26 protein-coding genes are annotated in these 26,410 nt (G+C 32.6%); 11 read left to right on the top strand and 15 right to left on the bottom strand.

Annotation, left to right across the window (positions count from 1 at the left end; translation table 11 throughout):
* Positions 1 to 21: 21 nt before the first annotated feature.
* The 3 genes from rny to ACFSX9_RS15620 form a co-directional block, all read right to left on the bottom strand.
* On the bottom strand, positions 22 to 1,584 hold the full coding sequence (gene rny / locus ACFSX9_RS15630; RefSeq protein WP_379809382.1) for a ribonuclease Y: 1,563 nt from the start codon (positions 1,582 to 1,584) through the stop codon (positions 22 to 24).
* 208 nt (positions 1,585 to 1,792) lie between these two features.
* Positions 1,793 to 2,086 carry a cell division protein ZapA gene (locus tag ACFSX9_RS15625; protein WP_379809380.1) on the bottom strand — a complete coding sequence of 98 codons (294 nt, stop codon included), beginning with the start codon at positions 2,084 to 2,086 and terminating at the stop codon, positions 1,793 to 1,795.
* 7 nt (positions 2,087 to 2,093) lie between these two features.
* Positions 2,094 to 2,384, bottom strand: coding sequence for a hypothetical protein (locus ACFSX9_RS15620; RefSeq protein ID WP_379809378.1), 291 nt, complete (start codon positions 2,382 to 2,384; stop codon positions 2,094 to 2,096).
* Positions 2,385 to 2,576: 192 nt separating this feature from the next.
* On the opposite strand from ACFSX9_RS15620, the gene ACFSX9_RS15615 reads away from it, so the two are divergent.
* From ACFSX9_RS15615 to ACFSX9_RS15605, 3 genes are read left to right on the top strand one after another with little or no spacing between them, the layout of a single operon-like run.
* On the top strand, positions 2,577 to 4,259 hold the full coding sequence (locus ACFSX9_RS15615) for a M23 family metallopeptidase (protein WP_379809376.1): 1,683 nt from the start codon (positions 2,577 to 2,579) through the stop codon (positions 4,257 to 4,259).
* A gap of 9 nt (positions 4,260 to 4,268) precedes the next feature.
* Positions 4,269 to 6,737, top strand: coding sequence for a carboxypeptidase-like regulatory domain-containing protein (locus ACFSX9_RS15610; RefSeq protein ID WP_379809438.1), 2,469 nt, complete (start codon positions 4,269 to 4,271; stop codon positions 6,735 to 6,737).
* A 38-nt stretch (positions 6,738 to 6,775) separates the two neighbouring features.
* Positions 6,776 to 7,489: a hypothetical protein gene (locus ACFSX9_RS15605; RefSeq protein ID WP_379809374.1), complete on the top strand. Its 714-nt coding sequence runs from the start codon at positions 6,776 to 6,778 to the stop codon at positions 7,487 to 7,489.
* Between the two features lie 520 nt (positions 7,490 to 8,009).
* Here the strand turns inward: ACFSX9_RS15605 and ACFSX9_RS15600 are convergent.
* From ACFSX9_RS15600 to ACFSX9_RS15565, 8 genes are all read right to left on the bottom strand, one after another.
* Complete coding sequence (locus tag ACFSX9_RS15600) at positions 8,010 to 8,174, bottom strand: hypothetical protein (protein ID WP_379809372.1); 165 nt, start codon at positions 8,172 to 8,174, stop codon at positions 8,010 to 8,012.
* 27 nt (positions 8,175 to 8,201) lie between these two features.
* Complete coding sequence (locus ACFSX9_RS15595) at positions 8,202 to 8,363, bottom strand: hypothetical protein (protein WP_379809370.1); 162 nt, start codon at positions 8,361 to 8,363, stop codon at positions 8,202 to 8,204.
* Between the two features lie 39 nt (positions 8,364 to 8,402).
* Entirely contained in the window at positions 8,403 to 9,104 is a 702-nt protein-coding gene (locus ACFSX9_RS15590; RefSeq protein ID WP_379809368.1) for a hypothetical protein, read from the bottom strand.
* Positions 9,105 to 9,260: 156 nt separating this feature from the next.
* The gene (locus ACFSX9_RS15585) at positions 9,261 to 11,108 is read right to left on the bottom strand and encodes an ABC transporter ATP-binding protein (protein WP_379809366.1); all 1,848 of its coding nucleotides are present in this window, start codon (positions 11,106 to 11,108) and stop codon (positions 9,261 to 9,263) included.
* Complete coding sequence (locus ACFSX9_RS15580; protein WP_379809364.1) at positions 11,108 to 12,835, bottom strand: phospho-sugar mutase; 1,728 nt, start codon at positions 12,833 to 12,835, stop codon at positions 11,108 to 11,110. The genes ACFSX9_RS15585 and ACFSX9_RS15580 overlap by 1 nt, the downstream gene beginning before the upstream one ends.
* A gap of 124 nt (positions 12,836 to 12,959) precedes the next feature.
* The gene (locus ACFSX9_RS15575; RefSeq protein ID WP_379809362.1) at positions 12,960 to 13,457 is read right to left on the bottom strand and encodes an ORF6N domain-containing protein; all 498 of its coding nucleotides are present in this window, start codon (positions 13,455 to 13,457) and stop codon (positions 12,960 to 12,962) included.
* 92 nt (positions 13,458 to 13,549) lie between these two features.
* The gene (locus ACFSX9_RS15570) at positions 13,550 to 14,491 is read right to left on the bottom strand and encodes a glycosyltransferase family 2 protein (RefSeq protein ID WP_379809360.1); all 942 of its coding nucleotides are present in this window, start codon (positions 14,489 to 14,491) and stop codon (positions 13,550 to 13,552) included.
* Positions 14,492 to 15,019 (bottom strand): DUF4199 domain-containing protein, encoded by a 528-nt coding sequence (locus tag ACFSX9_RS15565; RefSeq protein ID WP_379809358.1) that lies wholly within the window; start codon positions 15,017 to 15,019, stop codon positions 14,492 to 14,494. It abuts the gene before it with no gap.
* 229 nt (positions 15,020 to 15,248) lie between these two features.
* On the opposite strand from ACFSX9_RS15565, the gene ACFSX9_RS15560 reads away from it, so the two are divergent.
* The 3 genes from ACFSX9_RS15560 (at position 15,249) to ACFSX9_RS15550 (ending at position 17,189) form a co-directional block, all read left to right on the top strand.
* Entirely contained in the window at positions 15,249 to 15,503 is a 255-nt protein-coding gene (locus ACFSX9_RS15560) for a type B 50S ribosomal protein L31 (protein ID WP_379809356.1), read from the top strand.
* A gap of 177 nt (positions 15,504 to 15,680) precedes the next feature.
* The gene (locus tag ACFSX9_RS15555; protein WP_379809354.1) at positions 15,681 to 16,856 is read left to right on the top strand and encodes a GlmU family protein; all 1,176 of its coding nucleotides are present in this window, start codon (positions 15,681 to 15,683) and stop codon (positions 16,854 to 16,856) included.
* Positions 16,857 to 16,859: 3 nt separating this feature from the next.
* Positions 16,860 to 17,189 (top strand): hypothetical protein, encoded by a 330-nt coding sequence (locus tag ACFSX9_RS15550; protein ID WP_379809352.1) that lies wholly within the window; start codon positions 16,860 to 16,862, stop codon positions 17,187 to 17,189.
* Here the strand turns inward: ACFSX9_RS15550 and ACFSX9_RS15545 are convergent.
* Positions 17,186 to 17,452 carry a hypothetical protein gene (locus ACFSX9_RS15545; RefSeq protein WP_379809350.1) on the bottom strand — a complete coding sequence of 89 codons (267 nt, stop codon included), beginning with the start codon at positions 17,450 to 17,452 and terminating at the stop codon, positions 17,186 to 17,188. The two genes, ACFSX9_RS15550 and ACFSX9_RS15545, sit on opposite strands and share 4 nt — an antisense overlap.
* A gap of 129 nt (positions 17,453 to 17,581) precedes the next feature.
* Positions 17,582 to 18,091: a pyridoxamine 5'-phosphate oxidase family protein gene (locus ACFSX9_RS15540; protein WP_379809348.1), complete on the bottom strand. Its 510-nt coding sequence runs from the start codon at positions 18,089 to 18,091 to the stop codon at positions 17,582 to 17,584.
* A 229-nt stretch (positions 18,092 to 18,320) separates the two neighbouring features.
* On the opposite strand from ACFSX9_RS15540, the gene mtaB reads away from it, so the two are divergent.
* Positions 18,321 to 19,664 (top strand): tRNA (N(6)-L-threonylcarbamoyladenosine(37)-C(2))-methylthiotransferase MtaB, encoded by a 1,344-nt coding sequence (gene mtaB, locus ACFSX9_RS15535; RefSeq protein ID WP_379809346.1) that lies wholly within the window; start codon positions 18,321 to 18,323, stop codon positions 19,662 to 19,664.
* Between the two features lie 53 nt (positions 19,665 to 19,717).
* Here mtaB and ACFSX9_RS15530 read toward each other — a convergent pair whose 3' ends face one another.
* The gene (locus tag ACFSX9_RS15530; protein ID WP_379809344.1) at positions 19,718 to 19,999 is read right to left on the bottom strand and encodes an N-acetyltransferase; all 282 of its coding nucleotides are present in this window, start codon (positions 19,997 to 19,999) and stop codon (positions 19,718 to 19,720) included.
* Positions 20,000 to 20,050: 51 nt separating this feature from the next.
* Between ACFSX9_RS15530 and ACFSX9_RS15525 the strand changes: the two genes are divergently transcribed.
* Positions 20,051 to 20,710, top strand: coding sequence for an alpha/beta hydrolase (locus ACFSX9_RS15525; protein ID WP_379809342.1), 660 nt, complete (start codon positions 20,051 to 20,053; stop codon positions 20,708 to 20,710).
* Between the two features lie 13 nt (positions 20,711 to 20,723).
* On the top strand, positions 20,724 to 21,602 hold the full coding sequence (locus ACFSX9_RS15520) for a transglycosylase SLT domain-containing protein (RefSeq protein WP_379809340.1): 879 nt from the start codon (positions 20,724 to 20,726) through the stop codon (positions 21,600 to 21,602).
* A 402-nt stretch (positions 21,603 to 22,004) separates the two neighbouring features.
* Here the strand turns inward: ACFSX9_RS15520 and ACFSX9_RS15515 are convergent, their stop codons facing one another.
* Positions 22,005 to 22,523 carry a DUF2892 domain-containing protein gene (locus tag ACFSX9_RS15515; protein ID WP_379809338.1) on the bottom strand — a complete coding sequence of 173 codons (519 nt, stop codon included), beginning with the start codon at positions 22,521 to 22,523 and terminating at the stop codon, positions 22,005 to 22,007.
* 169 nt (positions 22,524 to 22,692) lie between these two features.
* On the opposite strand from ACFSX9_RS15515, the gene rpmH reads away from it, so the two are divergent.
* Together rpmH and carB are read left to right on the top strand one after the other, a co-directional pair.
* A complete protein-coding gene (rpmH, locus tag ACFSX9_RS15510; protein ID WP_007136275.1) occupies positions 22,693 to 22,854 on the top strand; it encodes a 50S ribosomal protein L34 in 162 nt (53 codons plus the stop codon).
* A gap of 234 nt (positions 22,855 to 23,088) precedes the next feature.
* A complete protein-coding gene (gene carB, locus ACFSX9_RS15505) occupies positions 23,089 to 25,944 on the top strand; it encodes a carbamoyl-phosphate synthase large subunit (RefSeq protein WP_379809336.1) in 2,856 nt (951 codons plus the stop codon).
* Positions 25,945 to 26,410: the final 466 nt, after the last annotated feature.

Raw genomic sequence — 26,410 nt, 5'->3', positions numbered from 1 at the left:
TTTTGTATATAATAATTCCGATTATTTTGCGATATTAACTGCTCTAGTTTCGCGGATAACTGTAATCTTAACTTGACCAGGATAAGTCATTTCTGTTTGGATTTTCTGTGAGATGTCAAATGATAAGTTTGCAGCAGCATCGTCAGATACTTTTTCACTTTCTACAATTACACGTAATTCTCTACCTGCTTGAATAGCGTAGGCATTTTTAACACCGTTAAATCCAAATGCAATTTCTTCTAAATCTTTTAAACGTTGGATGTAAGAATCTAATATTTGTCTTCTTGCTCCAGGTCTTGCTCCAGAAATAGCATCACAAACTTGAATAAGTGGTGAAATTAAATATTTCATTTCAATTTCATCATGGTGAGCTCCAATTGCATTGCAAACTTCTTCTTTTTCACCATATTTTTCAGCCCATTGCATTCCTAAAATTGCGTGAGGCAATTCACTTTCAGTATCTGGTACTTTTCCGATATCATGTAATAAACCAGCTCTTTTGGCTAATTTAACATTCAATCCAAGTTCAGCGGCCATTATACCACAAAGTTTAGAAACCTCTCTTGAGTGTTGCAATAAGTTTTGACCGTATGAAGAACGATATTTCATTCTTCCCACTACCTTAATTAATTCTGGATGTAAACCGTGAATTCCTAAATCGATTACGGTACGTTTTCCAGTTTCAATAATTTCTTCGTCTATTTGCTTAGCAGTTTTAGCTACAACTTCTTCAATACGTGCTGGATGAATACGTCCGTCAGTTACTAATTTATGTAATGCTAAACGAGCAATTTCTCTTCTAACTGGGTCAAAACAAGATAAGATGATCGCTTCTGGTGTATCATCAACAATGATTTCAACTCCAGTAGCAGCTTCTAAAGCTCTAATATTACGACCTTCTCTACCAATAATTCTACCTTTTACATCATCCGATTCAATGTTGAAAACAGATACACAATTTTCTACTGCTTCTTCTGTTCCTACACGTTGAATTGTGGTAATTATAATTTTCTTAGCTTCTTGTTGTGCCGTCAGTTTTGCTTCTTCAAGCGTATCTTGAATAAAAGACATAGCGTTTGTCTTAGCTTCAGCTTTCATGCTCTCCACTAACTGATTTTTCGCATCTTCTGCAGACAATCCAGAAATAACTTCTAACTGTTCTACTTGACTTTTGTGTAAGCGATCTGTTTCTTGTTGCTTTTTATCTAAAAGCTCTAATCTTGTGTTGTAATCTTCGATTTTAGCTTCTGATTCATCATTAGATTTTTTAGCTTTTGCTAATTCACTAGAAATTTGTGATTCCTTATCGCGTGTTCTTTTTTCGGCCTCAGCTGTTTTTTTATCACGGGCTAAAATCACTTGCTCGTGTTCTGATTTTAATTCTAAAAACTTTTCTTTAGCTTGAAGAATTTTCTCTTTTTTAGTAGTTTCAGCATCGGTTTTAGCGTCTTTTAATATTGAAGCTGCATCCCTTTTAGCTCTTTTTATTAATGCAGAAGCATTATTTTTTTCTAAAAATTTAGCAATCCCAAATCCGACTCCTATTCCGATTATTATTGCAATTATTCCAATTAGTATTTCCATGTTATGTTTAAAAAAATTATATAAAAAAAGCCTACATTAGAAGTTTGTATAAACTCCGTTATACAAGATTTGAGCTAACTCGCAGTTCAAACTTCCCACTTAAGGGCTTGTTATAGTTGCAAAGATTCACTCGTTTAATTTGTTAGTGTTGAGTTTACCAAATAGTTACTAATGTAGGCAGTATCTTGATTGTCTTGTAAGAACGTATTTATTTCGAGAGTAACTCGCTCAATTTCTTATCCAAATTTTGCAATCTGGTAATAGCTATTTCATTATCTTGTGATCCAGAAATTTGTTTTTGCTCTACTTGCGAAGCGAATTGCAACGCACACATAGCTAAAACATCTTGCTTGTCTCTAACCGCATAGCTTTGTTCAAACTGTTTCATCATCGCATCAATTTTTTTTGAGGCACTTCTAAGTCCTTCTTCCTGAGCCATATCTACGGTTAGCGGATATACTCGGTCTGCAATTGATATTTTTATTTTCAGTTTTTCAGTCATATTCTTTCTAATCAGAAAGTTGGGCTATACAATAATCGATTTCACGGATTAATGAATTTATTTTGAGTTTTGTTTCTCTTTTGTTTTCTTCACTGCCTAATAACGAATTGACCATTTTTAGAGTATCTAATTGACCTTCCAAAGAAGCAATCTCATCAGATTGGTTCTGTTGTGTTCTTCTCGAAACCAACAGTTCTTCTTGTAGCTCTAGATTTTTCTTTTGTAACTGAACCAATTTCTGATTGAGCTTAAAGAATTTAACTTCTAGAGAATCAATTAATTCAGATAATCCGTTCATTAATGATACATTTCATTTCAATAAGTCACAAAGTTAACATTAGTATTGAAAAAACACAATAGTTTTTAGTAAATTTTGTAATTAAATTTTTAGCTCTTGTAATTCGTTGATTTATAGTAATTTATTTATGCACATGTTTTTATTTACATTAACTCAATTTTTTTTATTATTTTAGCGTTAAACAGAGAAAAAATGAGATTTTTAATTGCCTTTTTGTGCTTTCCCCTTTTTATTTTTAGCCAAGATTATCCGCAAGATTACTTTCAATCGCCTTTAGATATCCCTATTGATTTATCTGGATCTTTTGGCGAATTAAGAGGCAATCATTTTCATTCCGGCTTAGATATGAAAACCAAAGGTGTTGAAGGTTTACCTGTTTATGCTTCGGCAGATGGTTACGTTTCTCGGATTAAAATTTCAACTTTTGGATACGGAAAAGCAATTTATGTGACGCATCCAAATGGCTATACTTCGGTTTATGGGCATTTGCAAAAAGCCAATGGTGCTGTTCAGGAATACATCAAGAAAAAGCATTACCAAGAAAAAAATTATGAGATTGAAATGTTTTTATATCCTTCGGAATTACCTGTTAAAAAAGGTGATGTGATTGCTTTTTCAGGAAATTCGGGTGGAAGTGGTGGTCCGCATTTGCATTTTGAATTTAGAGATACAAAATCAGAAGAAATTATAAACCCAATGCACTTCGGGATGAAGAAAATTATTTCGGACGAACGTAAGCCTGTAATTCAAGGTGTTGTCGCTTATCCCATAGATTCTACTACGATTAATACTTCGCAAAAACCTATTGATATTTCATTTTCAAAACAAGCCGATGGAAGTTACTTAAGTGTAAAGGTAAAGGCTAACGGGAGTGTTGCATTTGGAATCAATGCGTACGATTTTTGTACGAATGGCTATAATAAAAATGGACTTTATAAAGTAAAAACTTATTTAAATGGTGTTTTACAATATCAGTATGGGTTCGATACTTTTACTTTCGATGAATCACGTTACATTAATAATTTTATTGATTACGAACGTTTTCACGATATGGGGCAGCGCGTTCAGAAATTATTTCAGTTGAGTGATTATCCGCTTTCGATTGTTTCTAAAAATAAAAAAGATGGAATTATTCGGGTGCAACCGAATTCTAATTATACTTACAAAGTGGAACTCTATGATTTTCATGGAAATAAAGTCGAATTAATAATTCCGATTGAATTTGCAAATCAAGAAACTAAAATCAAGAAACAGATTAAAAAAACGCCGTACTTTATTAAGGCAAAATCAGAATCCATTTTTGAAAAAGACAACGTTTCGATTTATATTCCTGAAAACGCATTTTACAATAATTTTTATATCAATTTTGAAGTTCGAAATGATACGCTAACGTTGCACAACAATAGTGTTCCCGTGCATAAAAATATCACAATATCGTTTAATAATATAGAAGGTTTAACGGAAGAGCAATTGAGTAAAACGTACATTGCATCGCTTGAAGGTTATAAACTGAAATACAATAAAACGTATAGAAAAGGAAATACACTTTCAATAAAAACTAGATCTTTAGGTAAATTTAAATTAGCACAAGACAATACGCCACCACGGATTTCTAATGTCAATTTTATAGAAGGCAAAGCTATTGGAGCTCAGAAAACGATTAGTGTTTCTATAACAGATTTACATTCTGATATTGGAACCTACAACGGTTATTTAAATGGAAAATGGATTTTGATGGAATATGATTACAAAACTAAAAAATTAGTACACAATTTAGACGACAATATATGCGTTGAAGGTAGGAACGATTTAAAGATTGTGGTAACAGATAATTTACAAAATTCCACTACCTTTGAATCTTACTTTTTGAAATAATTAAAACGCATTCAGTTGAAAAAAATATTTTTACTCCTAGTTTTCAGTTTGCTTTCTGTAGTTGCTGTGGCTCAAAAAGCGCGAATTAAAGGCGTTATTTTAGATGAATTTCAAAACCCAATAGAAAATGTTGGTGTGGCCGTTGGAGATGCTGGAACTGTTACAAATTCAACAGGTTTTTTTATTTTGGAAATTCCTGCTGGTAAAAAAGTTACAGTTGTTTTTTCGCACGTCTCTTTTAAGAATTATAAAGTAAGTGTAACATTGAAACCAAATGAAGATTTCGAGTTTAATCCGGTTTTAAATGCAAGAGTAGAGGAAATTGGTGAAGTTGTAGTAACTGGAAATAGCAAAAAACGTATTGAAGGTGTTACCACGATTGATCCCGTTGTTATCCGAACAATTCCTGGTGCAAATGCCGGAATAGAGAATATTATTAAAACATTACCTGGCGTTTATTCTAACAATGAATTGAGTACTTCTTATGCTGTTAGGGGTGGGAATTACGATGAAAATTTAGTTTATGTTAATGAAATTGAAGTATATCGTCCGTTTTTAATTCGTTCAGGACAGCAAGAAGGATTGAGTTTTACCAATACCGATATGGTTCAAAATGTTGATTTTTCAGCAGGTGGGTTTCAGTCGAAATATGGTGATAAATTATCTTCAGTTTTAGATATTACGTACAGAAATCCGAGGAAATTTGGTGCGAGTTTAGAAGCTAGTCTTTTGGGCGGAAGCCTTACGGTTGAAGGAATTTCGAAAAATCAAAAGTGGACAAATATTACAGGAGTTCGATACAGAGATAACAGTCTTTTAGTGAACAGTCAGGAAACCGAAACCAATTTTAGACCTACATTTTTTGACGTTCAAACCTTGTTAAATTTCAATGCTTCAACCAAATGGCAATATAGTTTTTTAGGAAATATTTCACAGAACAGATATAATTACGAACCTTTAACACGACAAACAAATTTTGGTACAATTGATGAACCGATTGCTTTAGTTGTTTACTATGAAGGACAAGAAAAAGACAAATATCTAACATTATTTGGTGCTGGAAAAGCCGTTTTTGAATACAATGAAAAGAATAAATTAAAATTTTTCCTTTCGGGATATCACACGCAAGAACAAGAATATTATGATATTTTAGCGCAGTATCGTTTAGGTGAAGTCGATGCAAATATTGGATCAGAAACATTTGGTGATGTGGTTTATTCCAGAGGAATTGGTTCGCAATTAAATCACGCGCGTAATGATTTAGATGCATTAATTGTAAATGCCGAAGTGAAAGGTTTTCACGAAGTAAATAAAGAGTTGCAAATTGAATGGGGAGGAAAATTTACGATGGAAGACATTCGCGACCGTTTAGTAGAGTGGGAAGTAATTGATTCAGCCGGATTCTCATTGCCAAAACCCGATTTAAATTATCAAAACGATCAACCTTATAATGCTTATGTTGGTCCTTTAGCACCGTATCAAAATGTAAGAGCTACAAATTACACCAGAATCAATCGTCTGTCTGGTTATGCTCAAATGAATTATAGAGGAAAAATAGGAGCACACGATTATTGGCTAAATGCGGGAATTCGTGCCCATCAATGGCAAGTTGATGCAGATGGTGTTCCAAAAGGAGACAGCCAAATTACGTTTTCGCCAAGAGTTCAATTTGCATTCAAGCCCGATTGGGAAAAAGATATCTTGTTCCGAATTTCGGGAGGTTTGTATCACCAACCACCATTTTACAGAGAACTTCGTGATTATGATGGCGTTGTGCAAACCAATGTTAAAGCCCAACAATCATTTCATCTAGTTTTGAGTAATGATTACAGTTTTAAAATGTGGCAACGTCCTTTCAAATTGGTGTCGGAAGCATATTATAAAAATATTACCGATGTAAATACATATACGATTGATAATGTTCAAATTCGCTATAGAGCTAACAATGAAGCGGAAGCTTATGCTTATGGTTTTGATGCGAGATTAAATGGAGAGTTTGTTCCTGGAACGGAATCGTGGTTTAGTTTTGGCTATTTAAAAACTGAAGAAAATCAGGACGGTAAAGGTTTTATCGCTCGTCCAACGGATCAGCGATTGAAGTTTGGTATTTTATTCCAAGATTATATGCCTAATATTCCTAATCTAAGATTGTATTTGAATTTGGTTTATAATACTGGATTGCCAGGAGGTTCGCCTTCGTATGCTGATCCTTACAATTACCAAATGCGTTTAAAGGATTACCGAAGAGCCGATGTTGGTTTTTCTTACGTGTTAAAAGACGAGAAAATTAAATCAGAAAAATCTTGGTTAAAACCGTTTACTGATTTTTCATTGGGTTTAGAAATTTTCAATTTATTCAACAACCAAAATGCAATTACGAATACTTGGGTTAGAGACGTTTATACAAAATCTCAATATGGCGTTCCAAACTATATGACCACAAGAGTTTTTAATCTAAAACTGATTGCAAGGTTGTAATCAATGTTTTTTAGTATATTTGACTATATTTATTTTATATGAAACGAATTATCGCATCCCTATTCATAGTAACAGCTTTAGCAAGTTGTAAACAAGAAAAAGCTACTCCAAAAGTAATTTACGAAGAAGGTAAGTCCAAGGTCGAAAATACCACCAGAGATACCGCTTCATTTAAAGTGGCCGATTTACCTATTCTGATGGAAGGAACAAATTATCTAATTCATCCCATTGGTGATGTGCGTGTTTATGATACCGATAGTAAAGCTTACGGAAGTAGTAAAACCAATCAAGTAAGTTATGCGATTTCAAATTATAATCGATTTGAAATAACTGGATATTTCGATAATTTGAATTTCCAGCATATCGATTCATCGTCGGTTAAACCGTTGACTACTGACAAAATCCAAATTCAAACGGCTACGTATTTAGAAGCAATTGCCCTAAAAACTAAAAAACAAATATTCGTTTACACTTTAGTGGATTCCGATACGAATAAAGACGGAAAAATCAATCAAAACGATATTAAATCGTTGTATTTAAGTACGGCTGATGGCGAAAATTTCACGAAGTTATCCGAAGAATTTCAAGAATTAATCGATTGGAATATTGTGGAAGCACAAAATCGTTTATATTTTAGATGTATCGAAGATTTTAATAAAAACGGAGCTTTCGATAAAAATGATAAAGTACATTATCACTATGTGAATTTGCTTGACAATGAATGGAAAGTAGAAGTTTATATGCCGAAATAAGTTTTTAAAATTTAGCAATAATTAGATTTTATATAATAAGCGATAAGTTTTATTTTTCAAGTTTCTCACCGGGAATATATTGTATTATCGAATTACTTAGGAGTTTGAAGTATAAGAGGAACATTATTTCAGTATGAAGCTGTTTTTTTGATATAGTCTCTTTGGGAAGATGTATTCTTATCTAAATACAGATGAGTTCTAGAGTATAGTAAGTACAGAATTTTAGTAATAATTTTTATATTTTTTTCTCAAGTCCCATCGGGACATCATATGTGTAACCAAATCACTTAGTAGTGCTGTAGTCCCGGTTGGACGGCATTTTAGTTACCTACATAACTCTTTTTACCCAAATTACAGTTACTTTGCTTTTTTGAAGGGAATCAATTTCAACATGAAGCCAATACCAATTGAACAAAAAACGCCTAAAATCAGGTTAAAGAAGAGAGAATTAGATAAAAAGGTAGAAACGATTGCAACAATGAAAATTCCTATTCCAATTAACTGATTGCTGTTTAGTTTTTTAATCATTTTTATTTTTAGATTTAATTATACTCGATAAAAGCAAAACAACTCCACCACCAATAAAAAAACCACTTAAGAAATCGGTTATGTCATTTTCATAATAGAAATGAAGTAAAGTGGCAATTAATAAAAATGCGATCCCAATGATTGTTGATTTATTCATAGTTTAATTTATAGATCTAATTTAATTTTATTTTTGAGCTCTGATTTTTCCTGAAATTAGTAAAGCAACTATCCCTCCAATGAAAGCGGCAAAAATCAAATCGATGATTTCGTTTTTTAAGTAAACGTGTAATAAAAGTCCAACTGCTAATAGTGTAAATCCTAAGATGATAAATTTTGTGTTGTTCATAATCACTTTATATTTTCATTAAAAGCTAAGTTAAGGCTTCTAAATCAATATATCACTTTCCAAATCTGATTTTTCAATTTTAAAGTCAAATCCCAATTTAGAAACTAATTCGATGACTAATTTTTTATACCAGTTTTCACTTTTAGGGTGAATGTATATTTTTTCTATCATTTCGTCTAAATCCACATCTACTTTTAAACCGTTGTCAATTCGGATTCCTTTTTTAGACATATCTGAAATAATTCGGATTTCACGTTCATATTGGAAACTTTTACGTTTAAACAGAAACGGGAAAAAGTTATCGTCAAAAGGAATAAATTCTTTTTTGTAATCGATGTAATTTACTTCGCCGATAAATTGCTCGGTTTTTTTTTCTTTTTCCAATGCTCTTTTTAATCTTCCAATCGTAGTTTGAATAGCTAAACCTTCGGTGTTCTGTGTGAAAATTTGCCACATTGCAAACGATTCATATTCGTTAATGTGCCAACTGCTAATGGTAACTTTCTCCCGATGTGATTTATAAAAGTCTAAAAATTCAGGATTATCTGCGGCTATTTTTTTAATTTCTTCAAAAGTGGGTTCCGAAAAAGTGCCTTCATATTGATCTTCAAATTTATCCGAGCGCGACATAAACAACTGCCTAGATAACAACATGTCTAGAAACTTAGATAAATCTAAATATTTCCAAATAACGGTATTATCATCATCCGGAAGTGTAATATTTGAAGTGTTTACATACATATCTTTTTCAATTTCAAAATTTGCAACACAGAAGTAAGAAATTATAATAATCTTTAAAAAAAACTTATATGACTTATATGTTTAAAAACCCTTTTTAATCCGCGTTTCGCACCAGCGAATCAGCTACATCCGCGTTCAAATTAATATATCAAATCCTTATTCAAAACTCTGCATCATAACCAACTTCGAATAAGTACCGCTTAAAGCTAAAAGTTCATCGTGCGTCCCTTGTTCTACAATTTCGCCCTTTTGCATTACCACAATTTTATCTGCTTTTTGAATCGTAGATAAACGGTGCGCGATTACTACAGAAGTACGATTTTGCATCATATTTTCTAAAGCAATTTGCACGAATTTCTCACTTTCTGTATCCAAAGCCGAAGTAGCTTCATCCAAAATCATAATCGGTGGGTTTTTCAAAACGGCTCTTGCAATAGATAATCGTTGCTTCTGACCGCCCGAAAGTTTTCCTCCAGCATCACCAATATTAGTTTCAATGCCGTTCGGTAAATCTTTAACGAATTCATAAGCATTAGCAATTTTTAACGCTTCAATGATTTCTTCATCCGTTGCATTTGGTTTCCCTAAAAGAATATTGTTTTTAATAGAATCATTAAATAAGATAGAATCTTGCGTCACCAATCCCATTAAATCTCTTAATGAAGTTAATGTCATATCTTTAATATCGGTTCCGTCTATTTTGATGGTTCCTTCCTGCACATCATAAAAGCGTGTCAATAAGTTTGCAATCGTACTCTTTCCAGAACCGGATTGTCCAACTAAAGCCACTGTTTTTCCTTTCAGAATTTCTAAAGAGAAAGAATTTAAAACATTCTCATTTTCATATCTAAAGTTGATGTTTTCAATTTTAATATGATTTTCAAAAGAGGTTTTAACTATTGCGTTTTCTTTATCAGTAATTGTATTTTCTACTTCTAAGACATCAAACACTCTTTCGGCAGCTGCTAATCCTGTTTTGACTTGGTACGAAGCTTTTGAAATTGATTTTGCTGGAGTTAAGATATTGTAAGCCAGTCCCATATAAGCAATGAATTTTGAACCTTCTAATATTGGCGAACCATCTGTAAAAGTTTCCACTAAAACCATATTTCCACCATACCAAAGTAAAATTGCAATTACTACAATTCCCATAAATTCACTCATTGGTGAAGACAGGTTGTTTTTGCGACCAATACTATTGGTTAATTGGTATAATCTTTCGATAGAAAAGTTGAATTTTTCTGTAAAAGAACCTTCAGCATTATAGCTTTTTACTACTTTTAATCCGCCTAATGTTTCTTCAACTACTGAAATCAATTGGCCATTTTCGTCTTGTGCTTTTTTAGATTTCGCTTTCAAAGTTTTTCCAATTTTTGAAATAACGAAACCGGAAATCGGTATAAAAATAAAAACGAATAAGGTTAACTTAAAACTAATGAATACCATCGCACCAATAGTAAAAATAATAGTCATTGGCTCTTTAACAATCAATTCTAAAATACTGAAAAATGAATTTCGTACTTCATTTACATCGCCTAACATTCGCGCCATAATATCACCTTTTCTTTTTTCGGAATAATAGGAGATAGGTAAGCTGATGATTTTGTCAAACATTTTATTTCTTAAATCTCTCAAAACACCATTTTTCACCAACATCAAATGATTTAGACCTAAATAGTTGAAAAGATTTTTTAATAAGAAAGTAACGATAATTATTGCTACAACTAACAACAATGCATATTGCGGACCACTTTCGTTGGTTAGTTTTGTGATGTAGAAATATAAATAATCATTAGCATAACTAGTGATATCCCAAAACGAAGTATATACTGGTTTATCTATAACCTTTTCTGCATCTTTAAATAAAACGTCTAACATTGGAATTAAAGCAATGAAAGAAAGCGTGCTGAAAAGGGCATAAAGAATATTGTAAACAACATTCAAAATAATGTCCTTTTTATATACAAGAGCAAACGGAATTATTTTTTTTAAATTTTCGTCCATTAGTTTAATTTCATCGCTGCAATGATATTTGCAATCTTGTTATCTAAGTCGCTTTCTACTTCTTTTGCTTCATCAACATTACTTAATGGTGCATTTACACTAAAGTAGAATTTTATTTTTGGTTCCGTTCCACTTGGTCTTGCGCAAATTTTTGTACCATCTTCTAAGTAGTAAATCAACACGTTTGATTTTGGAATCGTAATTTCAAACTCTTCGTCATTCATAAAGTCTTTTCCTTTCGAACTTTGATAATCTTCAATACAAACCACGCGCTCACCATTAATTTCAGTTAAAGGGTTTTCGCGTAATTCAACCATCATTTGTTTAATTTCGTTCGCACCTTCAATTCCTTTTTTGGTAATCGAAATCAATGATTCTTTATAAAATCCGAAATCAACATATAAATTCATCAATTCTTGGTAAATAGAACTTCCCGAAGCCTTCGCTTGAGCAGCAATTTCGCTTACTAATAAGATTGCGGCAACGGCATCTTTATCGCGCACTGCATCGCCAACCATGTAACCAAAACTTTCTTCACCACCACCAATAAACTGTAATTCTGGAAAATCCTTGATGAATTTTGCAATCCATTTAAAACCGGTTAATCCTACTTTGCATTCCACGTCGTAAGCAACTGCTAATTCTAACATCATTGGCGTGGAAACAATTGTGGATCCAATGAATTCTTTTCCGGTTAATTTATTGTTGCGTTTCCATTGTTCTAATAAAAACGCAGTCATAATAACCATTGTTTGATTTCCGTTTAATAACTTAATATTTCCGTCTAAATCACGAACAGCCACACCTAATCGGTCGGAATCTGGATCTGTTCCCACGACAATATCAGCACCTGTTTTCTCAGCTAAAGCAATTGCCATCGATAAAGCTTCAGGTTCTTCAGGATTTGGTGACTTTACCGTTGGGAAATCTCCATTCGGTTCTGCTTGTTCCGGCACAATTTGTACATTGGTATAACCTGCTTTTTCTAAGACATTCGGAATCGCTTTTATAGAAGTTCCGTGTAATGAAGTATAAACGATTTTTAAATTCGCTTTTGCCGTTGCTGGCGTATTAAAACTTGCATTTTCAATTGTAGATTTGGCAAACGCTTCATCCACTTCTTTATCAATATATTCGATTAAATTTTCGTTCGCTTCAAACTTAATTGCACTGTATTTTAACTCTTCAATTAGCTTAATAATCGCTCCATCTTCCGGCGGAACTAACTGTCCACCATCTTGCCAATACACTTTGTAACCGTTGTATTCTGGCGGATTATGAGAAGCTGTCAACACAATTCCAGCGTGACATTTTAAATAACGAACTGCAAAAGATAATTCTGGCGTCGGGCGCATATCTGAAAACAAATAAACGTGAATTCCATTGGCCGAAAAAACATCTGCCACCACTTTTGCTAACGTATCACTATTATGACGACAATCATAAGCAATCGCAACTTTTAATTGCTCATTTGGAAACGATTTATGTAAATAATCAGACAAACCTTGAGTGTTTTTTCCCAAAGTATATTTGTTAATACGATTTGTACCAACGCCCATAATTCCACGCATACCACCCGTTCCAAACTCTAAATTTTTATAGAAACTCTCTTCCAAATCCTTAGGAGCCGAAGTCATCATTTCAATAATCTCTTTTTGCGTTGCTTCGTCAAAAGTAGGCGTCAACCACTCATTTACCTTATTTAAAATCGCTTGATCAATGTGCATAATCTTATTTTTTTGAAGCTAATCCTGCTATCCACTTTATCTCTTCTAAATTGCCTTGGTTTTTAACCCAAGGCAATTTAAAAGAGGATGCCGTTCCTATCAGGGCTAGACCTATTTGTAATCTTTATTTCTTCTGGAAACCTATTGGGCTTCTTTGTTTTTGTTCTGTCTCTTCCTGATTGTTTTCCATCAGAAAATTCAGCGCATTATAAATGTCAGGAAATTTTTTTTCAACTTCTGAGATTCGCTTAGAAATTTCTTCTAAAGATAAAATTGAATTGCGCAACACAACAAAAGTACGCATAATAGCAATATTTACTTCAATTGCTTTCTTTGAATTTAATACAGAAGAAAGCATGGCAACACCTTGTTCTGTGAATGCAAAAGGAGCATATCTTGTTCCTCCATAACTTGAGGTCACAATTTGTGATCTCAAGTTGGCGTGTTCTTCTTTTGTGAGTATAAACATAAAATCTTCAGGAAATCTTTCAATATTTCTTCGGACTGCTTGTTTTAATACTCTTGTTTCAATTTCATAAAGTGCTGCTAAATCAAAATCTAACATCACTTTTTGGTCTCTAATCACATGAATTTTGTTGTGGATAATCTCTAATGTTTGCATGGCGTATATATTTAGTTGTCTTTTTCTCTTATTTAAATAATATATATTGCTACTTATTAATATCCTCTAGTTTCACATTTTGTGATACCCTTTTATAACACTTCCGAAATCTTGTAACGTTCTTCGTTGTTTTTGGTTCTTAGTATAATCTCACCTAAAAATCCAGCTAAGAACAATTGCGTTCCTATAATCATTGCTGTGATGGATAAGTAAAACTGAGGTCTAGAAGTAATTAATCGACTTGTTTTGTGAATGAATAATTTGTCAATTCCCAAGTAAAGTGCGAATAAAAAGCCTATTACAAACATCATTGTTCCTAATAGTCCAAATAAATGCATCGGTCTTTTGCCAAAAGTAGAAATAAACCAAATCGTAATTAAGTCCAAGAATCCATTTACAAAACGACTCATTCCAAATTTAGAACTGCCGTATTTTCTGGCCTGGTGAATCACAACCTTTTCGCCAATATTCCCAAATCCAGCATTTTTTGCCAAAACCGGAATATAACGGTGCATTTCACCCGAAACCTCAATGTTTTTAATAACAATATTCTTATACGCTTTCAAGCCACAATTAAAATCATTCAAGGTAACACCTGATGTTTTTCGAGCTGCCCAGTTGAATAACTTTGATGGAATGTTTTTCATCATCACAGAATCGTAGCGTTTTTTCTTCCATCCCGAAACCAAATCATAATTATCGTTCATAATCAAACGATATAATTCTGGTATTTCATCCGGACTGTCTTGTAAATCGGCATCCATAGTAATCACAACATCGCCTTGTGCTTTGTTAAAACCAGCGTGCAATGCTTGCGATTTTCCGTAATTTCTTAAAAAACGAATCCCTTTTACGTTCGGATTTTTGTCTGAAAGTGCAGTAATAGTTTGCCAAGAAGCATCTGTGCTACCATCATCAATAAAAAGGATTTCATAAGAAAAGTTATGAGTGTCCATAACTTTTACAATCCAATTGTGTAATTCGGGCAACGATTCTTGTTCGTTTAATAACGGAATAACTAAGGATAAATTCATTTAGAATACAGGTTTGTTTTTTTTGAAGATTGCAGCTAAAATTAACCCAAAAATAGAAGAACCAATAATGCTGTAAGCACTACCTTTAATTTGTTCTATAGCAGAAAACTGCTCATATTCACTCAGTTTTTCAAGTGCTTTTTTTATTTCAGATGATGGCGCGCCAAAACCTTTCATTATATTTGCTGTTGATTCCATTGTCAACTCTTTTAAGGTTTCAGCGGCTTCTGGATCAATAAAATTATATAGAAGAATATTGAAAATAACCGAAATAGCAATACCTATAACAGCAGAAATGAAATAAGTAGTAAAACCTTCTTTAAAAGACATGAAATCACCTAATTCTTTTTTCGTTTTTATAAGCAGTATGCATCCAATGATTACGTAAAACAACATAATAAGGAGTGCTAGCCACCATTTAGTCATTAATGACAAATCAATCATATAGATAGAAAAGGTAATTAATACGCTGACAACTCCGGTGATAACACCGTAGGTAATTCCGTTTTTTTTAATAATTTCGTTCATGGTTTGTTTAAGTTTGTTTAGTTTACAAATATAAGAATTCTAATGGTTTGTCTATAAGAGTAAATAAATAAAAAAAAGTTACATAAAGATTGTTAAATTAAAAATAAAATGTAATTTTGCACTCTGAATATAAAAATGTTTAAAAACAAAAGGTTATAAAGTGTTTACACCTTTAGTAAGATAAAGCCGCGGAACAAGTTATAATCGCTTAATAAAAAGATTTACAAAAATGAAAAAAGGAATTCACCCAGAAAATTACAGATTAGTTGCATTTAAAGACATGTCAAATGAAGATGTTTTTATTACTAAATCTACAGTTAATACTAAAGAAACAATTATGCACGAAGGTGTTGAATACCCAGTTTACAAATTGGAGATTTCAAGAACTTCTCACCCTTTTTACACAGGTAAATCTAAACTTATTGATACTGCAGGTCGTATTGATAAATTCAAAACTAAATACGCTAAATTCGACAAGAAATAATCGAATTTTTCAAAATAATAAAGAGCTTCACATTTGTGAGGCTTTTTTTATGGAATAAATTGTAATTTTGCTTTTTTAGAAATACTTTTATCTAATGTACAGTCAAGTTATGACTTGTCTCAATTCAATAAAAAAGTGCAGACAAGTAATGACTTGTCTCAACATAAAACATAACAAATGAATTACATACTTTTTGATGGAACGGTGCGCAATGCGCTACTTCCCTTTACTTATACACGTCCGGTTGCAGACATACTTGTTGGAATTTTAACCATTCGCGAAAAATGGGAAAATTACTTAGGAACAACTACAACCACAATAACGGAAGAATATTTAGCCGAAAAATATCCGATGGTTGAGATGGAGCAGAACGTTATGATCAATGCTTCTTTTTTACCAAATCCGGTTTTAGTAGAAATGATTGAGAATCTAAATCCAAACGAAGCGATAATTTTTGAAGAAGAAATCATCGCTTTTTACACAACCGATACCCAAGAAGATATCAATTTTGACGAATACGAATTAATCTATTACGAAGGGGAATTCTTGCGTATTGAAAACACTTGGGATATTTTTTCAAAAAATGATGCCTCTATTCGAGAAGATTTTGATTTTTTAACCGAAGACAGAACGTCGCAACCAATTCCTAAGTCAGTAAATGTAATTGCGCCAGAAAATATTTTTATTGAAGAAGGAGCAAAGCTTGAATTTGTGACTTTAAATGCTTCGACTGGACCTATTTACATCGGTAAAAATGCAGAAATTATGGAGGGTTCAGTTATTCGAGGTCCTTTTGCGTTGTGCGAGTCTGGAAGAGTTAAATTAGCATCTAAAGTATATGGAGCAACAACTGTTGGGCCTCATTCAGTAATTGGAGGTGAAGTGAATAATTCAGTACTATTCGGTTATTCAAACAAAGGGCACGACGGTTTTCTAGGAAATTCAGTACTAGGCGAATGGTGTAATGTTGGTGCCGATTCAAATAATTCGAACTTAAAAAATAATTACGAAGAAGTACGTTTGTGGAGTTATGAAACGGAAGGTTTTGCTAAAACAGGTTTGCAATTTTGTGGTTTAATGATGGGCGATCACAGCAAATGTGGTATAAACACCATGTTTAATACCGGAACTGTTATCGGAGTTTCAACAAATATTTTTGGATCTGGTTTTCCAAGAAATTTTGTACCGAGTTTTTCTTGGGGCGGTGCTTCGGGCTTCACTACTTATATAACTTCAAAAGCATTTCAAACGGCTAAAATTGTAATGGCAAGAAGAAATGTAGAATTCTCAGATGAAGATGCGAAAATTTTAGAATACGTTTTCGAAGAAACTAAAAAATTTAGAAAAGAATAAGCTATGTTAGGAATTCTACTTATATACTGGATTGGTAAATATTTTTATCAATTGGCAGAAAAATTCAATCAAAACAAATGGTTGTATGCTATTTTAGGAATCGTCGTTTTTTATGCGGCACAACTATTTTTCGGAATTTTATTAGGTATTATTGATACAATTTTCGATTTGGGAATTAATTTTGAAGAAAATCTTGGACTTGATTTACTGGGAATTCCAATTGGCGCTTTAGCCTGTTATCTCTTTTATATACTTTTAAATAAAGTCTGGAAAAGAGACATAGTAATCGTAAGTGATTCTATTCAAGATATTGGAAAATCTGAAATTGATTAATTGATGTAAAAATATAGAATTAAAAAGCAGAAAAATACTAATGCTATAAATATAAGTAGTTGTTTTTTGCTCTTTTTGTTTTCTGCTTGCAAACGAGTTCTTATTTCGGCTAGAAGTTCTGGACTGGCTTTTTTGTGATCAATTAATGGCTCGCTATTGCTATTTTTGTAATCTTTCCAGCTTGATCTATCAAATTTATTGCGCAATGATTTATTGTATGCTAAGCTTTTTATTGCGTGCAACATTGAACCTTCTCCTGCCATGTTGTATCAGTTTAGTTATTACTTTTTTGAATACTTTAAGTTACAACAATTTTTAAATATCCGTAAGCATTTTGCAAAATAAATAAAAAAAGGCCGCTAATTTCTTAGCGGCCTTTGTATTTATTCCTATTATATTTCTATTTTTCCTTCTACGCCATCGCTATTGTCTGCTTTGCTTCCTGTTACAATTGCTGTAAAAAAATGTAATATTGATACAAATTTTCCCGCTTTTGTGTCCCAGTAATAAGTTTCTTCAGGTGCAATTCTAATTACGCTAACTTCTGGGTCGTCTTTTCCATCAAACCATGCATTTGCAAAAACAGACCATTTTTCTTCAATAGTCGCTTTATCATCGTAAATATAGGCCTTACCAAAAACTGATAAATATTCGTAATCTCCATTATTCATAAAATACAATTGTACCTTATTATCAATGGCTATTTCCATATTTTTGTTGCTTTCTTTGCTGCTAATAAACCATAAATTCCCATCTTCATCGCAATTTTGAAGACTCATAGGTCTTGCGTTGAACGGTAATGTACGTTCTAAATTAGTTATAAACATACATGTTCTCGCTTTTTCAGAAAGTTCTTTAAGTTTTGAAATAGCATCCGTATTGAATAAGTTTTCTTTTGACATAATTTTTATATTTTTTTTTACAAGTCAAAGTTCTTTAAATTTCGCACAGCATTCATTATACTATTTTTTCTAATTTTTATAGTATTATAACTTTTTATATTTATAATTTGAATTGTTTTTAATGTTGCAATTGGAAAATCCAGCAATTGGGATATTGTCTATTTGCCACTTTAATACTATCTTTGCAACCTCAATTTTTGACAACGATTTCATCGATTGAGCTTTACTTATGGAAAACAAGAAAAAAGTAGCCTTTTATACTTTAGGCTGTAAATTAAATTACTCAGAAACTTCTACAATTGCGAGAAATTTTCAAGATGAAGGATTTGAACGTGTTGATTTTGAGGAAGTAGCAGATATGTATGTAATTAATACATGTTCAGTTACAGACAATGCAGATAAGCAATTTAAACAGATTGTTAAAAAAGCAATGAAGCTAAATGACAAGGCATTTGTTGCTGCTGTTGGATGTTATGCCCAGTTAAAACCTGAAGAATTAGCAGCGGTTGATGGTGTGGATTTGGTTTTAGGCGCAACAGAAAAATTTAAAATTACCGACTATATCAATGATTTGTCAAAAAATGATATGGGCGAAGTACATTCTTGCGAAATTGAAGAAGCTGACTTTTATGTAGGAAGTTATTCAATTGGAGACAGAACGCGTGCCTTTTTGAAAGTGCAAGATGGATGTGATTATAAATGTACATATTGCACAATTCCTTTAGCTCGTGGAATTTCTAGAAGTGATGCTTTGGAAAATGTATTGACTAACGCTTCAGAAATTTCAAAACAAGGTATTAAAGAAATTGTTTTAACCGGAGTTAATATTGGTGATTACGGTAAAGGAGAATTTGGAAATAAAAAGCACGAACATACTTTTTTAGATTTGGTAAAAGCATTAGATGAGGTTGAAGGCATTGAGCGTTTACGAATTTCGTCAATTGAACCGAATTTATTAAAAAACGAAACTATTGATTTTGTTTCGAAAAGCAGAACATTTGTGCCTCATTTTCATATTCCACTACAATCAGGAAGTAACGATGTTTTGAGAAAAATGAAACGCCGTTATTTACGTGAAGTCTATACTGATCGAGTAAAAAATATTAAAGAAGTGATGCCTCATGCTTGCATTGGTGTGGATGTAATTGTTGGATTTCCTGGTGAAACGGACGAACACTTCTTAGAAACGTATCATTTTTTGAATGATTTAGATATTTCTTATTTACACGTTTTTACTTATTCGGAAAGAGATAATACGGAAGCTATCGACATGGAAGGTGTTGTTCCAGCAAACGTACGTTCAAAAAGAAGTAAAATGTTGCGTGGTCTTTCGGTAAAGAAAAGAAGAGCATTTTACGAAAGTCAAATAGGAACAAATCGAACTGTTTTATTCGAAAGCGAAAATAAAGAAGGTTATATTCACGGATTTACAGAGAATTATGTGAAAGTGAAAACACCTTGGGATCCGGCATTAGTAAATACTTTACATGAAATCAATTTAACTAAAATTGACGAAGATGGAAGTGTGCGCTTAGCGTTCTTAAATGAAAAATTCCAAATTCCAGCTGTTTAAACAGTTTGGGATTTGGAATTTTTCGTATCTAATTTTATCCTCTGTATTAAGGATTAAATCATAAGTCCTGGTGGTAAAAGTTCGCGATATTTTCGGTTTTTTCTGAAGAAACTTATAAATCTAGCGTGTGTTGGCACAACTTTTAATTTTCGTTCTACAGCTATTCCTAAAACATTTTGAATGAATTCATTATGCAACTCTTCGTTCTCATTGTTATTAGCACAGAATTTGGTTAAGAATAATTTGCGATCTTGTGAAGAATACTCAATTGCAACTAAACCTGTTTCTGTAATAATTTCAAATTGTCTTAAAAGTTCATTATCTTTGATTTCCATGATAATTTCAATTAGAGTGCAAATTTACGAAACTTTTTTCACATAGTAACCATGACCAAAATCCCCGTTTATTTTATGCCTGGTTTGGCAGCAAGCTCTACTATTTTTGAAAACATCAAATTACCTGAAGACCAGTTCGAAATGTTTTTTTTGGAATGGTTTTTGCCCACTGATAAAGAGTCGTTAGAATCGTATGCAAAACGCATGAATGAAAAGATTCTTCATGAAAACCCTGTGTTAATTGGCGTTTCATTTGGTGGTATTTTAGTGCAAGAAATGGCAAAATTAATGCCTGTGCGAAAAGTTGTTATTATTTCAAGTGTAAAGTCAAATACTGAATATCCAAGTCGATTTAAAATTGCAAAAGCTACAAAAGCATATAAACTGTTGCCGACTCAACTTTTGTCAAATGTAGAATTACTTGTTAAATATGCGTTTGGAAGCAACGTTATAGAGAAGCGACTCAAGTTATACGAAAAATATTTATCGGTAAGAGATAAAGGATATTTAGATTGGTCTATTGAAAGCGTAATGCTTTGGCCTCAAATAGAAGCGCCTAAAGGTATTGTTCATATTCAAGGAGATGCTGATCCGGTTTTCCCGATAAAAAATATTAAAAATTGTATTGCTGTTAAAGGCGGTACACATATTATGATTCTTAATAAATTCAAATGGTTAAATGAAAATTTACCCAAATTAATACTCCAATAAAATGAAAAAGTACATGACAAAGAAGATCGTATTAATTGTTGCAATTGCTTTTATAGGAAGTTTTTTAATTTATGGCGTAGTTTCGGATAAAACAAAATTTTCTCCCGTTGGCTACAGTCTGGAAATGAATTTTTCTAACGAAGAAGTTCCGGCTTATATTGCGGATGTGCAAGAACGTCTGGATCGTGAAATGGTAACGAATATGAATTTTCATACAAATACTACTTTGGTAATTAAACGTGCTAACAAAGTGTTTCCAATTATTGAGCCTATTTTGGCAAAATATGGAGTGCCAGACGATTTTAAATATTTAGCTGTAATTGAAAGCAGTTTGGTAAATGCCGTTTCGCCAGCAGGAGCAAGGGGGATTTGGCAATTTATGCCGGCAACTGCAAAAGAAAAGGGGATGGAAGTCACTGATGAGGTGGACGAGCGTTACCATCTAGAAAAATCAACAGAAGCAGCTTGTAAATATTTGCTAGTGGCTAAAGAAAGATTTGGTTCTTGGACGTTAGCTGCGGCTTCATACAACGGTGGAATGGCAGGAGTTAGTAATAAAATGAAGGAACAGCAAGTTACAAACTATTATGATTTGTTGTTAACTGAAGAAACTTCGCGCTATGTTTTTAGAATTTTAGCCTTGAAAGAAATAATGAAAAACGCTCCTAAATACGGATTTGCGATTCCAAACGAAGCTTTGTATTCTAATATTCCGACTAAAAAAGTAGTAATTGATTCTACGATTACTGATTTAGCTTCTTTTGCATTAACGCAGGGAGTTAATTATAAGATTCTAAAAATTCATAATCCGTGGTTGCGTGATAGAAAATTAACTGTTGCGTCAGGAAAGCAATATGAAATTGAAATTCCAACTACGGGATATTCTAAATAACTTAAAATAAAAACACAGCTATTTAATCAGATCTTTAAATAGCTGATTTTTTTGCGACCTATTTATTTTTGAAAGTAAAAGTATAATTGGGTATAATAGTGGAGTTGGATTTACTATTTTTTTCTAAAAGATTGAGAAATGTTATTTAGAAAAAAAAATCCACATAGAAGCACAGCTGCATTGTAATTAAATATATTTTGAGCTACCTAAAATTAATTCAAGATGTAGTCTTAAAATAACTGCTTTTCTATGTGGACAATAACTAATCAATTAATTCAACTCTTATAAAGGTATGATAATAAATTGTTCATTGGTTATAAAGTCGGTGAACACCTCAGAATAATCGTTGACCTAACAAAAAAAGCACCTTAAAAGGTGCTTTTGAATTTTAAAATGAATGAATTACATTTTTTTCATTTGATCTTTCATCATTTTTATTTGATCTTTTAACATGTTTTGTTTGTCTAATTTCTTGGCTTGGTTTAATAGAGAAGTAGCTTCCATCTTTCTTCTTCTTGTCATTGCAATTCCCGCTAATTGTAATTTTGCCAAGGCTAAATCCTGATCCATTGACAATCCTAAAGCAATTGCTTTCTTAAAATAACGCTCTGCTTCGTTCAAGTTAGTTTGAGAAACCATTAAGCCATGTAAGTAATTGAAGTAACCTTGTTGTTTCTTAATCAAAGCAGTTTCTGGGTTTTTAATATAAGTTAACCATTTTTGTGCTCCTGGAAAATCCTGACTTCTTAATTTTAAAAACGCTAATAAAATAAATTCGTTCTTAAAGTATAAGAAAATAGGGATGATTGATAAAAGTAAAATGAATATTCCATTTCCGATATTTCCGCCAATAGAAAACAAATAAATAGAAAATGCTATTAAAAGTCCTGCTAAAACTAATTTGATATTTTTGTGAAACATTATTGTGTATTTTTGTTAACTGCAAAGATAATAAAATGAATTCGAAATATTTTTAAAAAAGTACTTGTGAATAAAAAAACTCTTTGTATATTTGCACTCGGTTTTCAGGAGATGAATTCCGTTGAGTTTTAAAAAAGAATTTTATTATAGATTTAAAAAGATACTAATAATGAGTAAGAGAACGTTTCAACCATCAAAAAGAAAAAGAAGAAATAAGCACGGTTTTATGGACAGAATGGCTTCTGCAAATGGAAGAAAAGTGCTTGCTCGTAGAAGAGCTAAAGGAAGACATAAATTGACTGTTTCTTGTGAACCAAGACACAAAAAATAATGTTTTAGCTTAAACAATATATTAGCCGTTACTTTTATTAGTAGCGGCTTTTTTTTAAAGTTTTTTAGAAAATACTGGTTTTTAGGAGCTATTTGCCGCTTTCCACTTTAATCTTTTCAATTTTTTTCAAAAATTAAAAAGGATTTCCGCTCCAATCGGGGCTAGGGCAAAGTGCATAAATCAAGAATAATTTCAAAGAATATCATCACAACACACAACTAACAACACACTACAATGCCAAGAGACAATTCAATTAAATCCGTACTAATCATAGGCTCAGGACCAATCGTAATTGGCCAAGCTTGCGAATTTGACTACGCTGGTTCTCAATCTGCTCGTTCACTTCGAGAAGAAGGAGTGGAAGTTATCTTAATTAACTCCAATCCGGCAACGATTATGACCGACCCTACAATGGCTGATCACGTTTATTTGAAGCCATTAACTACAAAATCAATCATTGAAATCCTTAAAGCTCATCCACAAATTGATGCTGTTTTGCCTACAATGGGCGGACAAACGGCCTTAAATTTATGTATCGAAGCAGACGAAAAAGGAATTTGGACTGATTTCGGCGTACGATTAATTGGTGTTGACATCAACGCAATCAATATTACAGAAGATAGAGAGCAATTTAAAAACTTATTAAATAAGATTGGAATTCCTCAAGCTCCAGCTCAAACCGCTAACTCTTTTCTACAAGGAAAAGAAATTGCACAAGAATATGGATTTCCATTAGTAATTCGTCCATCGTTTACTTTGGGAGGAACAGGAGCTTCAATTGTTTATAAAAAAGAAGATTTCGATGCCGCTTTAACTTACGGTTTAGAAATGTCGCCAATTCACGAAGTTTTGATTGACAAAGCTTTAATGGGTTGGAAAGAATACGAATTAGAATTGTTACGCGATAGCAATGATAATGTAGTAATTATCTGTACCATCGAAAATATGGACCCAATGGGAATTCATACGGGAGATTCAATTACAGTTGCACCTGCGATGACTTTATCAGACACAACATTCCAAAGAATGCGTGATATGGCGATCTTAATGATGCGTTCTATCGGAAATTTTGCTGGAGGTTGTAACGTGCAATTCGCAGTTTCGCCAGATGAAAAAGAAGATATTGTAGCGATTGAAATCAATCCTCGTGTTTCTCGTTCTTCTGCATTAGCTTCAAAAGCAACAGGTTATCCAATTGCTAAAATTGCTTCAAAATTAGCTTTAGGGTATAACTTAGATGAATTACAAAATCAAATTACAAAATCAACTTCGGCTTTATTTGAACCGACATTAGATTACGTAATCGTTAAAATACCAAGATGGAACTTTGATAAATTTGAAGGAGCAGACAGAACGTTAGGTCTTCAAATGAAATCTGTAGGTGAAGTTATGGGAATTGGACGTTCGTTCCAAGAAGCACTTCACAAAGCAACGCAATCGTTAGAAATTAAACGAAATGGGTTAGGAGCAGACGGAAAAGGCTACAACAACTACGAGCAAATCATTGAGAAACTAACTTTTGCAAGTTGGGATCGTGTTTTCGTAATTTATGATGCTATTGCAATGGGGATTCCATTGAGCAGAATTCACGAAATCACAAAAATAGATATGTGGTTCTTGAGACAATATGAAGAATTATTCTTTTTAGAAAGAGAAATCTCAAATTATAAAATAGATACTTTACCTAAAGAATTGCTTTTAGAAGCAAAACAAAAAGGATATGGTGACCGTCAAATTGCTCATATGATGGGTTGTTTAGAAAGTCAAGTACACACTTTACGTGATGAAATGAACATCAATCGTGTTTACAAATTAGTAGATACTTGTGCAGCTGAGTTTAAAGCAATGACGCCTTATTTCTACTCTACTTTTGAAGCTGAGATTGAAAGACCTGACGGAACAACGTACGTGCAAAACGAAAGTATTGTTTCAGACAAGAAGAAAGTAGTAGTTTTAGGTTCAGGACCAAACCGAATTGGACAAGGAATTGAGTTCGATTATTCTTGTGTTCATGGAGTTTTAGCTGCTAAAGAATGTGGTTATGAAACGATTATGATCAACTGTAATCCAGAAACGGTTTCTACCGATTTTGATACGGCTGATAAATTATATTTCGAGCCTGTATTTTGGGAACATATTTACGACATCATTCAGCACGAAAAACCAGAAGGTGTAATCGTGCAATTAGGAGGTCAAACGGCTTTAAAATTAGCGGAAAAATTATCTAAATACGGAATCAAAATTCTTGGAACTAGCTTTGATGCTTTAGATTTAGCTGAAGATAGAGGACGTTTCTCAGAATTATTGACGACATTAAATATTCCTTTCCCACAATTTGGAATTGCTGAAAGTGCTGAACAAGCATCTAAATTGGCAGATACTTTAGATTTCCCATTATTAGTGCGTCCTTCATATGTATTAGGAGGACAAGGAATGAAAATTGTCATCAACAAACAAGAATTAGAAGAACACGTAATTGATTTATTAAAATCGATTCCTGGAAATAAATTACTATTAGACCATTATTTAGATGGTGCAATCGAAGCAGAAGCAGATGCAATTTGTGATGCTGACGGAAATGTGTACATCATAGGAATTATGGAACATATCGAGCCTTGTGGAGTTCACTCAGGTGATAGTAATGCAACTTTACCACCGTTTAACTTAGGTGAATTTGTAATGCAACAAATCAAAGATCACACGCATAAAATTGCAAGAGCTTTACATACTGTAGGATTAATAAATATTCAGTTTGCAATAAAAGATGATATTGTTTACATTATTGAAGCAAATCCTAGAGCATCTCGTACGGTTCCATTCATCGCGAAAGCGTATGGAGAGCCTTATGTAAATTATGCAACGAAAGTAATGTTAGGACACAATAAAGTAACTGATTTTAATTTCAACCCACAATTAAAAGGATACGCAATTAAGCAACCGGTTTTCTCTTTTAGTAAGTTTCCAAATGTGAATAAAGCATTAGGACCAGAGATGAAATCAACTGGAGAAAGCATCTTATTTATAGATGATTTGAAAGATGATCAATTCTACGATTTATACGCAAGAAGAAAAATGTACTTAACGAACTAAAAACAGAAAATCCCAATCGTAAGATTGGGATTTTTTAATTTGTAAACTCTACCCCTAAAGTTTACAAAAAGAAGTATTTTTGAATACAAAGCAATTTATGGTTTGTATTATTTTGCTGCTTTTCAATCTAAGCTTAAGTCTTTGTTGTGCTATGACTTATTCTTCTCTTACGAATTTAGAAAAATAATATTCATTCATGTTACAGATTTTCTGTACATTTTTACTTTTTTTTTCTAGTGTTTATTGGGATTTTGCTTTTTGAAATCCATTTTCTGTAAATTTAAAACGCGGATTTTCTTACTTAAACAAAAAAAAGACATCAATTGCTTGATGTCTTTTAATTTAAATAGAGTGTCTTGTCCTGAAATAGCGATACACAAAAAGTATCCTTATGAAATCACAAGAAGAACCACGCTATGTTAAGCGAACTCAGAAAGACTATTCAATGTCTTTTAAATTACAAATT

The organism is Flavobacterium ardleyense (assembly GCF_042686085.1).
Lineage (GTDB): Bacteria > Bacteroidota > Bacteroidia > Flavobacteriales > Flavobacteriaceae > Flavobacterium > Flavobacterium ardleyense.
This window is presented reverse-complemented; position numbering and strand designations above follow the sequence as displayed.